The organism is Streptomyces cyaneofuscatus (assembly GCF_042718795.1).
GTDB classification, from domain to species: domain Bacteria; phylum Actinomycetota; class Actinomycetes; order Streptomycetales; family Streptomycetaceae; genus Streptomyces; species Streptomyces cyaneofuscatus_A.
In genome coordinates, this window is record NZ_JBHXOX010000001.1 from 254,364 (window position 1) to 267,879 (window position 13,516).

The following is a 13,516-nucleotide window of genomic DNA, read 5'->3' on the forward strand; positions in this document are numbered from 1 at the left end:
TTACCTCACTCCGAGGACCGGATCGACGTCCGTGCCTTCTGGGCGCGGGCCGCCAGTCCTTCCGCTCCGCAGGCCATGGCCTGCTTCTGGGCCCGGGCCAGTTCTCGGTGCGAGCCGATGGCGATGCCGTAGTCGACACGGGCGAGCGCGTGCTCGTAGGCGGAGGAGGACCGCTCCAGATGACGGACCGCGTCGGCGAGGAGCTGCTCCGCCTCCTCGGGCGGGGCAAAGAGGGAGACGCAGCGCAAGGCTTCGCCGATGGCGGTATCGGTGCCGAACCGTTCGGCGTGCACCCGGGCGCGGGCCGCGAGGTGGGCCGCACGGCCCGGGTCGTCCTCGGCCAGGGCGCGGGCGAGGTCGCCGGCCCAGGGTGCCCAGATTCCGTTGAAGCGTTCGCGTGACTCCAGGGCCGCGCCCGCCGCTTCGAGTTCGGCGATCGCTTCCTCCTTACGGCCTTCGGCCAGCAGCAGGCGGCCCAGGATGCACGGGCCGTCCGGCAGCACCATGGCACTGGGATAGGGCGGTCCGAAGTGGTAGCGGTCGGCGATCTTGCGGGCCTCGGCGGTACGGCCCCGGGCCAGCAGCGTGTCGATGAGCAGGCACGCCGCGTCCCAGTGGACGGGCAGGCCGGAGCCGACACGGTCGGCGAGCCGGAGTCCCTCGCGCAGGAAGCCCTCGGCCTCCGCGAGACGGCCGCGACGGCGGTGGACCATGCCGAGCAGGGTGTGCGCGAACGCCAGGTGGGCCCCGCTCCAGCCGGAGATCTCGAAGGCCCGCACCGCTTCGCCGAAGAGGCTCTCGGCCCGGTCGAGCTGGTCGGTGAAGGTGTAGGTGATGCCGACCATGGTGGGCAGTTCGAAGCCCCACTCGGAGTCGGTCCAGCCGAGGCCGCGGGCGGGGCTTCCGTCGATCAGGGCGCGTTCGCAGAGGTCGACGATGAGCTGGGCGTTCTCGCCGCGCAGCATGGCATCGAAGGCCCGCAGGGTGAGCAGCGCCCGCTCGGAGTTGTCGCGGCCCTTGAGGTGGTCGGCGTTGCGGGTGAGGCGCCGGGAGCGGACCGGGCCGTCGTCCTCGGTCGCCTGCATGCCCTCCCACATGAAGTGCGCGGCCTGCAGCCGCATCAGGCCGGGGCCCGGTGCCGTACGGGCCGCCTCGGCGGCCAGCGAGAGGGCCGCGTCCTTGAGCTGGTTGTTGTGGGCGAGCGCGGCGGCGAGCCGGAACGTGGCGTCGACCCGCAGGCCGTCGTCGAGGCCGGGCATGTCCAGGGCGGCGCGCAGGTGCTGCACGGTGGTGGGCGGGGAGCTGAGCAGGGTCGCGCAGCCGAGCTCGTACAGCAGGACCGCGCGGTCCTTCGGACGGGGCGGCTCCTCGAGGGCACGCTCCAGGCAGCGCCTGGCCGCTTCCGGGGCGCCGACCGCGAGGTGCTGGCCCGCGGCTTCGCGGAGCTGGGCGACCAGCTCCTGGTCGTCGTCGGGGTGGACCTCCAGCAGGTGCCGGGAGGCCGCGGCGGCACCGAGGCCGGCCCGGGTGATGGCCCAGGCGGCGCGTCCGTGCATCGCGGTACGGGTGGCCGGCGGGATCGAGCGGTAGACGGCGGTCGCGATCAGCGGGTGGACGAACTCCAGCGGGTCGAAACCGCTGACGATACGGGCGTCGCGCAGCCGCGCCGTGCAGTCGGCGGCCTCCGCCGAGCTCATCCCGGCGAGGGTGGCGGCCAGCTCCTGGGAGATGTCGGTGCCGAGCACGGCGGCGGCCCAGGCGAACCGGTTGGCGTTGGTGCCGAGCCGCTCCAGGCGGGCGACGAGGCCGCTGCCACGGGCGGAGGCACCGAGCTCCCGCAGCTGCCCGGCCGACTCCTCGACCGGGGCCAGCTCCTGGTCCTGGACCTTGGCGACCAGCTCGACGGCCTCGTACGGGTTCCCGCCGGTGACGGCCCACACCTCGCGGCAGAACGGGTCGTCCGCGTGTTCGCCGAGCGCCGCGCGGGCCAGTTCGGCGGTGGCGTCCGGGGTCAGCGCCCGCAGGGCGACCCGGATGACCGCGCTCTGGCCGTCGGAGCCGCGTTCGGCCTCGCGGTCGGCGACGTAGCTCGCGTTGCGCTCGGCCATCTCCTGCGGCCGGTACGCCTGGACGACGAGCAACGGGAGTTCACCGAGGCGGGCGGTGAACGAGGAGAGCCAGGTCAGGGATTCGCCGTCCGCCCAGTGGGCGTCGTCGACCAGCAGCAGTAACGGCCGGTGGCTGAGGCGTGAGGCGAGCCGGGAGACGACATAGTCCAGGCCGTCCCGGACACCTTGCGGGTCGGGCTGCGGACCGCTGGGCTCGGCGAGTCCGAGCGCCGGCGCCGTGGTGTCGTACCAGTCGTCGAACAGGGCCCGCTTCTCGTCGGGCGGGAACTGGTCGAGGGCGGGCTGCAGCAACTGCCGTACGACGTGGAACGGTACGGAGGTGACGGTCTCGCCGCCCCGGGCGGACCAGATCGTGCAGCGGTCGGCGGCCATCGCCCGGATCTCGGCGAGCAGGGCGGTCTTCCCGAGCCCCGCCTCTCCGCTGAAGACCAGGAGCCCGCCGACGGCCTGCGCTCCGCACAGATCGTCCACCGCCTTGGCAGCGGCGGCGAGTTCCGGTTCACGCTCGTACAACGGCCGGGACGGCTTCATGCCCACCCTTCCCCAAATGGCATGCAGTGACGACGGACGAGCCTAGTCGTGCGCGGGTGCTCACCGACAGGGTTCGGCCGATTCCTTGCAGGTGCGAGGCACAATCGAGTAGTGAACGAGACACGCAGGGACCGTGACACCGAAGGCCGGGCGCGCAACGCGCGCCCCCGGGACGGACTGGGCCGTCCGCTGCCCTACGGCACGCCCGGAGTCGAGCGGCAGCCCGAGGGCGTCGTTCGCACACCGCACGAGACGCTGCGGGAGGCACAGCGGCTGCTGGACACGGGGATGCCGTTCCACGCCCACGAGGTGTTCGAGGACGCCTGGAAGTCGGGGCCTTCGAGCGAGCGGGAGCTGTGGCGGGGGCTCGCGCAGGTGGCCGTGGGGCTCACCCACGCCGCTCGCGGCAACACGGCGGGCGGGGCGCGACTGCTGCGCCGGGGCGCGGGTGCGCTCTCCGCGTACCGCGAGGCCCGGCCGCACGGCATCGGTATCGGCGGGCTCATCGACTGGGCCCAGGAGTTGGCCGGGCGGGTGGAGAGCGGCCCTACTGTGGACGCGGCTGGCGAGGCGCCCCGGCTGCTGGGATAGCCCATGCGGCCCCCGAGGTCCGGTCGGGTCGGGTCGGGTCGGGTCGGGTCGGGTCGGGTCGGGTCGGGTCGGGTCGGTGGCGGAACGCCCGGGTCCGGTAACAGGGCTGCCGCGCAGCCATTACGATCCGGCTCCATGAGCACTTCTGACCAGGACCAGGACCGGGACCAGCGCAAGGGCCAGGACCGGGAGACCGACACCTCGATAGCCGGGACCGCGGTGGCGGATCCGGCCGAGGACGCGCACGACACCGAGAACGCGGCCGCCTCCCGTCCCGACGCCGAGACCGAGACCGAGCGGGCGCCTGAATCGGCACCTGAATCGGAGCCCACATCGGAGTCGGAGGGTCAGCCTGAGCTCGCGAAGAGACTGACGCCACGTCAGGCTCGTCAGCTGCGGATCGTTCTCTCCTCCGTGGGCATGGTCGCGATGGGTGTGGTCCTCGCCCTGCGGATCGCGAGCCGGTCGTCGGTGCTGGTGGTGGGTGTCTACGGGCTCGCGCTCATTCTGTGCGGCCTGGTGATCGAGCTCAGCAGGAACGGCCGTACCAGGCTCGGAAGCTGGCTGCTCGGGGCGGGCCTGGTGGCCGCCGTCGGTGCGGACTGGCTGCTGCTTCCCTGAGCTGTGAGTGCTGTGAGTCATGTGAGTCCCGTCAGTCCCGTGGCGTCACGCGGTGCGGGCGGGACGGTTCCGGAAACAGCCTCCCGCCTGATCGTTTGATCGGCTTCGGTGGCTTCTGATCGACCTCTTGACCGCTTGTGATCACTCGATCAGGATTTCCGGTGCCGACCGTGTCCCCCACGAAGGGCCTGGCCTCCCCGTATGACGATCTTCCGCTCCCCTTCGTTCGTACTTCCCCCGGAGGACCGGGCGTCGAGCCCGTACACCGGGTACACCCGGGCGCACTGGGAGGCCGCCGCCGACGGGCTGCTGCACGCCGCCTGGCGGTGGGCCACCCCCCGCGGGGCGCTGCTCGACCTGCCCGGCCCTCCGTCGCACTCCGGCGTGCGCTCCGACGGTCTTGAGGGGTACGCGCGGACTTTCCTGGCGGCCGCCTTCCGGGTCGCCGGGGCCGAGGGGAAGGACCCGCACGAATGGCTGGATCGGTACGCGCGGGGGCTCGCGTCCGGGACACGTACGCCGGGGCGGGACGACGCCGAGTCCTGGCCGGTGATCCTGGACCACCACGTGCAGGGCCAGCCCATGGTGGAGTCCGCGTCCGTCGCGCTCGGACTGCGGCTCACCCGGCCCTGGCTCTGGGACCGGCTGGAGCCCGGCGTGCAGGACCGGGCGGAACAGTGGCTACGGGGTGCGCTGCGGCATCTTCCGGCAGGCAACAACTGGTACCTCTTCCCGTACACGGTCGCCGGCTTCCTGGAGTCGGTGGGGCGCGGCGACGCGGAGACCGCCCGGGCACGGGAGCGGGCGCTGGAGCTGCTGGTGCTCTGGTACCGGGGCGACGGCTGGTACGCCGACGGGGACGGGCGCGCCTTCGACCACTACAACGGGTGGGCGCTGCACCTGTATCCGATGCTGGACGCCCATCTGGCCGGCGACGACAGCGCGTCGGCGCGACACGGGGCACGGCTGCGTGAGCACCTGGAGAGCTTCTCGCTGATGTTCGGCGGCGACGGGGCCCCGCTGCACTTCGGGCGCTCGCTCACCTACCGCTTCGCCGCGAGTGCGGCCGTGGGCCTGGGCGCGGTCTCCGGGCACACCCCGCTCGCCCACGGGGTGTCGCGGCGGCTGGTCAACGGCTCGCTGCGGTACTTCCTGGAGCGCGGCGCGAGCGGCGGTGACGGGCTGCTGAGCCTCGGCTGGCACGGCCCCCACCCGGCGACCCTGCAGTCCTATTCCGGTCCCGCGTCGCCCTATTGGGCGTCGAAGGCGTTCGTCGCGCTGCTGGCTCCCGCCGGGCACCCGCTGTGGACGTCGATGGAGGCGGCAGCTCCGAGCGAAGGCGCGGACCGGGTGCTGTCGGTGCCGGCACCCGGGTTCCTGGTGCAGTCGACGCAGGCGGACGGCGTGGTGCGGCTCCACAACCACGGCAGCGACCATGTCCGCCCGGACGAGGGCGAGTCGGCGGCCGGCACGGACCCGCACTACGCCCGGCTCGCCTACTCCACCGTCACCGGGCCGACCTCGGCGGCGAACCCGGCGGACAACCACCTCTCCGTGACGGTCGGCGGGGTACGCAGCACCCGGCGCCGGATCCATCCGCTGGGGGCCGGGCACGGCGACGGCTGGGGCTGGGCCGGGTCCTGGCACGTACCCGTCTTCCCGACGGGCCCCTCGACCGTACCCGGGCTCCGGGTGGAGAGCGTGACGGTGGCGCGGGGCCGCTACGAGCTGCGGGTACACCGGGTGCTCGGTGCACCGGACGGGGCAGAGGCCGAACTGACCGGCTGGGCGACGGAGCCCGGCGGGCCGGTGCGCTCCCAGCTGTACGGGCTCCACGGCTGGGCGGCGCCGGAGGAGGTGCGGGCCCCGCAGGGCACGGCGTTCACCCGCTGGGCGGTGCTGCCCCGGCTGGCCGCCGACGTGGCGGGGGACGTGGTGCTGGTGGCCCTCGCGTCGCTCACGGCGGAGCCGGAGGCGGGGCCGTTGGAGCCGGTCGTGGACACGGTGGTCGTACAAGCCGGTCCGGACGGTGATCCGGTCGGGGTCGAGGTGAAGGTCGGTTGGGCGGAGGACGGGGTGAGGACGCGGATCGTCTTCGGTCGGGGTGCGGTCACGGTGGAACATTCATAGGTCGGACCACAGATCGGTCATCTGCCGGTACGGTCGCCTGTCGATACGGTCGCCTATGGGTGCGGTCACCTGTCGGTGCGGATCACCACCACCAGGGTGCGGGGGCCGTGCACGCCCTCCACCCGTTCCAGTTCGATGTCAGACGTTGCCGAAGGGCCGCTGATCAGAGTCGTGGGCCGCTCGGGCACCAGCCGGGCCACCGCCTCGGGCACTCCTGCCTCGACTGAGGAGAGGTCCACGACACAAAGGTGCAGATCGGGGACGAGCGACAGCGCCCGGCGTCCCTGGTCGGGCGAACCGTCCAGGAAGATCGTGCCCGTCTCGGCACAGCCGGCGGCGGATGCGGTCACCACCGCGTCCAGGGAGTCCAGTCGGGGCGCGGGGATGTCCGCCGCGTCGTGCCACACCTCGCCCTCGTACGCGTCGAGCCAGCGCGGATCCAGTCCTGCGGGCACCCCGATCCGGCGGGCACCGTGGTCACGCAGCACCTCGGCGACGACCTGGGCCGTGCGGTCGGCGGTGCAGGGGTGGACCTCGGCCCGGTAGTCGAGGAGCCGGTCGGTGAAGAGGGCGAGGCGTTCGGGGTCGGGGAGGACCCGGCCGGTGCGGTAGGCGCGCGGTACGACGGTGGTGGGCGTCGGGGCCAGGGCCAGAGCGTCGCGGACCCGGCCGAGCACGGTCTCGCGGGCACTCGTCACCGGGTCCCGTCCTCTCCCCGGTTCCGGCCGGGTTCTCCCTGGTTCCGGTCGGGTTCTCCTGGATCCGGGTCGAATCCTCCCTGGCCCGGGTCGTGTTCGTCGGCGGCTGCCCGGAGCGCGGCGCGGCCCTCGTCGGAGGCGAACCAGGCGCGGAAGGTCTGCCGGGGCGGGGCCGCCGTGTCACGGCTGTCGCTCCAGCCGCTGAACGGCGGGGGCAGGCGGGAGATCGTCCCGTCGCGGCCCGCGACCGCGCGGCCGAGGCCGGCCGCCTTCTGCGCGCCCGTGTACAGCGTGGGCCGCTTCATCACCGCGGCGGCCGCCTTCATCGCCAGCTTCTCCGGTGTGGTGCCGGTCTGTTCGGTGTGCTGGTGGCGCAGCTCCACCAGCAGCGAGGGGATGTCGATCTTCACGGGGCAGGCGTCGAAACAGGCCCCGCAGAGGCTGGAGGCGTACGGCAGGGAGCTGTTGGGGTCGTCGTCGGCCGCGTGCATCCCAGCGAGCTGCGGGGTGAGGACGGCGCCGATCGGGCCGGGGTAGGTCGAACCGTAGGCGTGGCCGCCGGTACGTTCGTAGACCGGGCAGACGTTGAGACAGGCCGAGCAGCGGATGCAGTTGAGCGCCGCCCGTCCGATCGCGTCGGCGAGCGCGGCTGTGCGTCCGTTGTCGAGCAGCACCAGATGGACGTCCTGAGGGCCGTCGCCGGGTGTCACTCCGGTCCACAACGAGGTGTAGGGGTTCATGCGTTCACCGGTTGAGGAACGCGGCAGCAGTTGGAGGAACACCTCCAGGTCCTGGTAGCGCGGCAGCACCTTCTCGATGCCCATCACGGTGATCAGCGTGTCGGGGAGGGTGAGGCACATGCGGCCGTTGCCCTCGGACTCGACGACGGAGAGGGTGCCGGTCTCGGCGATGCCGAAGTTGGCGCCGGAGACGGCGACCTTCGTCGTCATGAACTTCTGCCGCAGATAGGTCCGGGCGACGGCCGCGAGGTGGGCCGGAACGTTGTCCAGCTCCGGGTCGACGCCGGGGATGCGGTCCAGGAAGATCTGCCGGATCTCGTCCCGGTTGCGGTGGATCGCGGGTACCAGGATGTGGGAGGGCTTGTCGTGGGCGAGCTGCACGATGAGTTCGGCGAGGTCGGTCTCGTACGGCGTGATGCCGGCCGACTCCAGGTGCTCGTTGAGCCCGATCTCCTGGGTGGCCATCGACTTGACCTTGATGACCTCGCTGCTGCCGGTGGCTTTCACCAGCCGGGCGACGATCTCGTTCGCCTCGGCGGCGTCGCGCGCCCAGTGGACCGTTCCGCCGTGCTCGGTGACCTTGCGCTCGAGCTGTTCCAGGAGTTCGGGGAGCCGGTTCATCGCGTCGGTCTTGATGGCGGAACCGGCGTCGCGCAGGGCCTCCCAGTCGGGGAGTTCGCCGGTGACGTTCAGGCGTTTCGCGCGGATCGTGGTGGTGGCCTTGTGAAGATTGCGGCGCAGTTGTCCGTTTCCCAGCTCCTGGTGGGCGGCGCGGGGGAAGGGCTCCTCGCCGCGCAGGTTGCCGGTGCCGTACGGGGAACGGGGCGGCCGGGCGGGCATGCCGAGGAACGTGCTCATACGGCGGCGGCCTCCGTCAGGGCGTCGGGGGTGGCGCGGGTGGCGGCGAGGATCCGGGCGAGGTGGACGGTACGGGTGCCGGAGCGGGTGCGGGAGAGGCCTCCGCCGATGTGCATCAGGCAGGAGGAGTCGCCGGCGGTGCAGACCTCGGCCCCGGTGGTGGCGATACCGTCCAGCTTGTCGTGGAGCATCGCGGTGGAGGTTTCGGCGTTCTTGAGGGCGAAGGTCCCGCCGAACCCGCAGCAGGATTCGGCGCCGGGCAGCTCGACGAGGTCGATGGAGTCGACGGCACGCAGCAGCCGGAGTGGTCTGTCGCCGACGCGGAGCATTCTCAGCGAGTGGCAGGTCGGGTGGTACGTCACCCGGTGCGGGAAGTAGGCGCCGACCCCGGTCACCCCGAGGACGTCGACGAGGAGCTCGGAGAGCTCGTACGTCTTCGCGGCGACGGCGGCCACCCCGGCCCGCAGGGCGGCGTCCCCGTAGCGGTCGGCGACGATCGCGTGCTGGTGGCGGACCGAACCGGCGCACGATCCCGACGGCATCACGACCGCGTCGATGGAGGCGTCGCCGAACTGCTCGGCGAAGTTCCGGACCAGGGGGACGGGTTCGCGTTGGTATCCGGTGTTGATGTGCATCTGCCCGCAGCACGTCTGCTCCGGCGGGAACACCACCTCGTGGCCCAGCCGCGTGAGCAGGATGGCGGTGGAGCGCACCGCGTCGGGGAAGAGTGTGTCGCCCAGGCAGGTGGCGAAGAGTCCGATACGCATGTGGCCTCCCCGGCGGGTTCCGGTTTCACTACGACGTTTCTATGGTCGGACCATACTGGGCTCGGTCCGTCGAAGGAATGGGCCACGCCGGACAGGCCGCCGGCGCGAACCCGTCAACCGGCGCGCCCCCGCCCCCGCCGCTACGGCCCGAACGGATCGTCCACGAGCGTGCCGTGCAGCCCCCGGATGTGCTGCTCCACCAGGTCGGCGGCCTCGGCCCCCCGCCCCTCGCGCACCAGCGTCAGAAGGGCGCGGTGCTGCGCGTTGAGAGCATGGGCGGTGGCGGGCCAGTCCTTGACCCCTTCCAGGGCGCGCAGGATCAGCGGGCGCACCGATTCCCGTACGGCGGAGGTGAGGGTGGAGGTCAGCGCGTTTCCGGAGCTGCGGGCGATCAGCACATGGAAGCGGGTGTCCAGGTCGTTGAACGCGCCCACCCCGACGCCCGGCTCCGCCATCCCCCGTACCAGCTCCTCCGCCTCGTCGAGATCCTCGGACGACGCATAGCCGGCGGCCCCCTCGAAGCTGGATCGCTCCAGGACGACCCGGGCCTCCAGGACGTCCTGGAGGCTGTGACTGCCGAGGGCGAAGTGAAGCCTCAGCAGCCGGCCCAGGGCGTCGTCCGGGTTGCGCACGATCCGGGCCCCGGCGTCCGGGCCCCGGCCGGGCTGGGCCACCAGTACGCCGATGGTCTCCAGCACCCGCAGCGCCTCGCGCAGGGCGGACCGGCTGACGCCGAGCACGGGGGCCAGTTCCCGCTCGGGCGGGAGCCGGTCGCCCGCCTTGAGCTCGCCGGCGAAAACCCGCTCCTCGATGGAGCGGAGGACGAGTTCGTGCGTACGGGACTGCCGTACGGGCTGCCATTCGACCGACATCCGCCACTCCCTGCTTCGCCCGGTTCCGGGACCAGCAGCGTATGTCACACATGCAGTGTGGTCGGACCTTTCACCCTTCAGAGGTAGGACCAAACAAAGGTCCTCTTTTCCGAGCACACGAAGGCCCCGACCGGTTTTCGGCGGTCGGGGCCTCGGTCGGCCCGTGCGGAGCGGCCGGGGGAAGCGGCGGTGCGGGCGCCGCGTGTCAGGGTGTTCCCGGCTTTCCAGGGGTTCCCTGGCTTCCAGGGGTTCCCGGGATGTCCTTGCCGTGCAGGCGGCCGCGCTGCGGGTCGAAGAGATGGGCGGCCGCTCCCGCCACCACGAGTCCGGTGGCGATCAGGAGTCCGTGGCCGATGGCGATCCCCATGCCCAGGGCGGTGAGCCCGAAGGCCATGGCCAGCCAGGCGTCGCGGCGGCGGTACTCGCGGGGGCTGCGCGGGGTGCCGTCGGACATCGCCGCCGCGAAACCGGGGTCGTCGCGATGCAGCTGCTCCTCAAGGGCGCGCAGCCGTTCGTCGTACGTGGGCATGGTGTCTCCCTCCCGGTACGGAGACCTCTCGGTCCCTCCGGCGCCGGCCCGGTGATGCGGCACGAGCAGGGCCCCCGGGCCCTGAGTTCATGATCCGCGGGCACGTCCGGAAGGACTATCGGGGGCAGCACCCATATCCGGGGGTGTGCACCATGCAGACGCGCGGGTGGGCCGGGTGCCCCTCCCACCGCCGGGGCGGGCGGCAGCCGGGCGACGGTGTGTTTCGCGCGCGCAGCGACGATAGTGGAGGCTGTCGACGCCCACGTCAACGCCCGCGAACGCCCGCAAGGACCCGCGCATGCGCGCGAGTCCCGCGTCGACGCCCGCAATGCCGCGATTGCTGCGACGTCCGATGGAGGCCGTGCTCCCTTGTCCCTGTTCTGGCGGATCTTTCTGCTCAACGCCGCTGTGCTCGTAGCCGCGGGGGCCCTGCTGCTGCTCGGCCCGGTCACCATCTCCACGCCCGTCCTGCTGACGGAGGCGATGATCCTGACCGGGGGGATCGCCTTCATGCTCGCCGCCAACGCGGCCCTGCTCCGGCTCGGCCTCTTCCCGCTCCAGCGGGTCACCCGCGCGATGACCACGACCGACCTGCTGCGCCCGAGTCCGCGCCCCGAGGTGGCCGGACACGGCGAGATCGCCGCCCTGATCGAGACGTTCAACACGATGCTCGACCGGCTGGAGGCCGAACGCGCCACCAGCAGCGCCCGCGCGCTCTCCGCCCAGGAGGCCGAGCGCCGCCGGGTGGCCCAGGAGCTCCACGACGAGGTCGGGCAGACCCTCACCGCGGTCCTCCTCGAACTCAAGCGCGTCGCCGACCACGCCCCCGAGCCGCTCCGCGGCGAGCTGCGGCAGGTGCAGGAGATCACTCGTGGCTCCCTGGACGAGATCCGCCGGATCGCCCGCCGACTGCGCCCGGGGGTGCTGGAGGAGCTGGGTCTGGTCAGCGCCCTCACGGCGCTCAGCACCGAGACACCGACGCCCGACGGGCTGACGATCCGCCGGCAGATGGGCAAGGACCTGCCCGAACTGGACGCCGAGGCCGAGCTGGTCGTCTACCGGATCGCGCAGGAGGCGCTCACCAACACGGTCCGCCACGCCCGCGCCTCACGGCTCGAACTCTCCCTGCGCAGCAGCCCCTGCGGGGTGGAGCTGCGCATCCGCGACGACGGCCGGGGCCTCGGGGACACCCCCGAGGGCGCGGGGCTGCGCGGTATGCGGGAGCGCGCCCTGCTGATCGGCGCCGAGCTGTTCCTCGGCGCGGGGCCGCAGGGCGGTACCGAAGTACGTCTCGATGTGCCCGTCCGGAACGGAAGCCGGTGACCATGCCCCTCTCCTCCCCGTCCCCTTCGCGGGGCACAAGCTCCCGGGGCCCCGCCGCGCCGACCCGGATCCTGCTGGCCGACGACCACGCCCTGGTACGCCGGGGGGTCCGGCTGATCCTCGACGGCGAGCCGGACCTCACCGTCGTGGCCGAGGCCGGCGACGGCGCCGAGGCCATCGAGATGGCCCGCGCCGAACGGCCGGACCTGGCCATCCTGGACATCGCGATGCCCCGGCTGACGGGTCTGCAGGCAGCGCGCGAGCTGTCCCGGGTGCTGCCCGGGCTGCGCATCCTGATGCTCACGATGTACGACAACGAGCAGTACTTCTTCGAGGCGTTGAAGGCGGGTGCGGCCGGGTACGTCCTCAAGTCGGTCGCCGACCGGGACCTGGTGGAGGCCTGCCGGGCGGCGATGCGCGACGAGCCGTTCCTCTACCCGGGCGCGGTCACGGCGCTCATCCGGAACTTCCTCGACCGGGCCAGGGACGGCGAGGACCTGCCGGCCCGGGCGATCACCGAACGCGAGGAGGAGATCCTCAAGCTGGTCGCCGAGGGCCACTCCTCCAAGGAGATCGCCGAGCTGCTCGTCATCAGCGTCAAGACCGTGGAGCGGCACCGTGCCAACCTCCTCCAGAAGCTCGGGCTGCGCGACCGCCTGGAGCTCACCCGGTACGCGATCCGCGCGGGCCTGATCGAACCGTGACGACCGACCCCACGCAGACCCTCGCGCGGCAGGCAGTTCATGTGATTCTCACCCTGCCCGCATAAAGTGCATCCGTGACCCACATGACCCCGCCCGGCTGGCATCCAGACCCCGGGCATTCAGGTAAAGGCCCCGATCAGGAACGCTGGTGGGACGGAGCGCAGTGGACGGGCCACGTCCGCCCGTCGCCCGCCGCGGTCCGCCGCCGCGGCCTCCGTATCGGCGTCGGCGTGACCGTCGGCGCCGTGGTGCTCGCCGCGATCGGGGGCGGGATGTACCTGCTGCGGGAGGACGACGGCGGTCGGCCGGGCATCGCGGTCGCCTCGCCGTCCGCGCCCCCGCCCGCCCCCGACGGGTCCGGCGCACCCGACGGCGGGAACGGGAGCGAAGGTGACAAGGACGGCGAGGACGGCGGCGGCTCCCAGGGCCCCGGCGAGCAGCTCCCGCCCACGGAGCCGGGCTACGCCACGGACCTGGCGGCGGGGATCAGCATGCCGGTGCCCAAGGGGTGGACGGGCAAGTCGGCCGCGGTGGGCGCCGGTCTGACGACGGGTGAGCACGCCTGCCCCGGCGGCCCCGCCAAGACGTGTGTACGGGGCGGGATCTTCTCGGCCCCGGCGGTGGCCCTGAAGCTCACGGCCGGGACGGCGGAGGAGGCGGCGAAGAAGGACATCGCCGTCAACGCCGAGGAGTCCTACGGCGGGGACTCGTACGGGAAGATCACCTCGCACGAGGAGATCAGGTCCGGCGCGGTCACCGTGGCGGGGCAGAAGGGCTACGCGGTGCGGTGGAAGGTGGTGACGGAGAAGGGCGACGACGGTTACGTGGAATCGCTGGTGTTCCCCTCCCCCGCCTCCAAGGACATGCTGGTGGTGGTCCGGTCCGGCTTCGACATCAACAAGGACGCGCCGAAGCTGTCCGTCCTGGACGAGATCGTCAAGGGCATCAAGGCCGCGTCGGGTGCGGGCGACGGCGGAGCCGCCTGACCCCCACCGCGTACGGGAGCCGGGCGGGACCACAGGG

12 protein-coding genes are annotated in these 13,516 nt (G+C 72.5%); 6 read left to right on the forward strand and 6 right to left on the reverse strand.

The features are described from left to right. Positions 1–5: 5 nt before the first annotated feature. Entirely contained in the window at positions 6–2,660 is a 2,655-nt protein-coding gene (locus ACFWRT_RS01135) for an ATP-binding protein (protein WP_380948913.1), read from the reverse strand. Between the two features lie 111 nt (positions 2,661–2,771). On the opposite strand from ACFWRT_RS01135, the gene ACFWRT_RS01140 reads away from it, so the two are divergent. From ACFWRT_RS01140 to ACFWRT_RS01150, 3 genes are all read left to right on the forward strand, one after another. Beyond that, positions 2,772–3,251 carry a DUF309 domain-containing protein gene (locus ACFWRT_RS01140; RefSeq protein WP_380948914.1) on the forward strand — a complete coding sequence of 160 codons (480 nt, stop codon included), beginning with the start codon at positions 2,772–2,774 and terminating at the stop codon, positions 3,249–3,251. Between the two features lie 135 nt (positions 3,252–3,386). Next, entirely contained in the window at positions 3,387–3,872 is a 486-nt protein-coding gene (locus ACFWRT_RS01145) for a hypothetical protein (protein ID WP_380948915.1), read from the forward strand. 201 nt (positions 3,873–4,073) lie between these two features. Then, positions 4,074–6,002, forward strand: coding sequence for a DUF2264 domain-containing protein (locus ACFWRT_RS01150; protein WP_380948916.1), 1,929 nt, complete (start codon positions 4,074–4,076; stop codon positions 6,000–6,002). A 65-nt stretch (positions 6,003–6,067) separates the two neighbouring features. Here the strand turns inward: ACFWRT_RS01150 and ACFWRT_RS01155 are convergent, their stop codons facing one another. From ACFWRT_RS01155 to ACFWRT_RS01175, 5 genes are all read right to left on the reverse strand, one after another. Continuing rightward, positions 6,068–6,700: a LutC/YkgG family protein gene (locus ACFWRT_RS01155; RefSeq protein ID WP_380948917.1), complete on the reverse strand. Its 633-nt coding sequence runs from the start codon at positions 6,698–6,700 to the stop codon at positions 6,068–6,070. Beyond that, positions 6,697–8,298: a lactate utilization protein B gene (locus ACFWRT_RS01160; protein ID WP_380948918.1), complete on the reverse strand. Its 1,602-nt coding sequence runs from the start codon at positions 8,296–8,298 to the stop codon at positions 6,697–6,699. The genes ACFWRT_RS01155 and ACFWRT_RS01160 overlap by 4 nt, the downstream gene beginning before the upstream one ends. Next, entirely contained in the window at positions 8,295–9,065 is a 771-nt protein-coding gene (locus ACFWRT_RS01165; protein WP_380948919.1) for a (Fe-S)-binding protein, read from the reverse strand. Before ACFWRT_RS01165 ends, ACFWRT_RS01160 begins: the two co-directional genes overlap by 4 nt. Before the next feature lie 140 nt (positions 9,066–9,205). After that, entirely contained in the window at positions 9,206–9,937 is a 732-nt protein-coding gene (locus tag ACFWRT_RS01170) for a FadR/GntR family transcriptional regulator (protein WP_380948920.1), read from the reverse strand. A 205-nt stretch (positions 9,938–10,142) separates the two neighbouring features. Beyond that, complete coding sequence (locus tag ACFWRT_RS01175; protein ID WP_380948921.1) at positions 10,143–10,466, reverse strand: DUF3040 domain-containing protein; 324 nt, start codon at positions 10,464–10,466, stop codon at positions 10,143–10,145. A gap of 369 nt (positions 10,467–10,835) precedes the next feature. On the opposite strand from ACFWRT_RS01175, the gene ACFWRT_RS01180 reads away from it, so the two are divergent. The 3 genes from ACFWRT_RS01180 to ACFWRT_RS01190 all read left to right on the forward strand — a co-directional run bounded on the left by ACFWRT_RS01180 (position 10,836) and on the right by ACFWRT_RS01190 (position 13,479). Beyond that, the gene (locus ACFWRT_RS01180; RefSeq protein WP_380948922.1) at positions 10,836–11,789 is read left to right on the forward strand and encodes a HAMP domain-containing sensor histidine kinase; all 954 of its coding nucleotides are present in this window, start codon (positions 10,836–10,838) and stop codon (positions 11,787–11,789) included. Positions 11,790–11,791: 2 nt separating this feature from the next. Next, complete coding sequence (locus ACFWRT_RS01185) at positions 11,792–12,493, forward strand: response regulator (protein ID WP_380948923.1); 702 nt, start codon at positions 11,792–11,794, stop codon at positions 12,491–12,493. 83 nt (positions 12,494–12,576) lie between these two features. Continuing rightward, on the forward strand, positions 12,577–13,479 hold the full coding sequence (locus tag ACFWRT_RS01190; protein WP_380949011.1) for a DUF2510 domain-containing protein: 903 nt from the start codon (positions 12,577–12,579) through the stop codon (positions 13,477–13,479). The last annotated feature ends 37 nt before the right edge of the window (positions 13,480–13,516 follow it).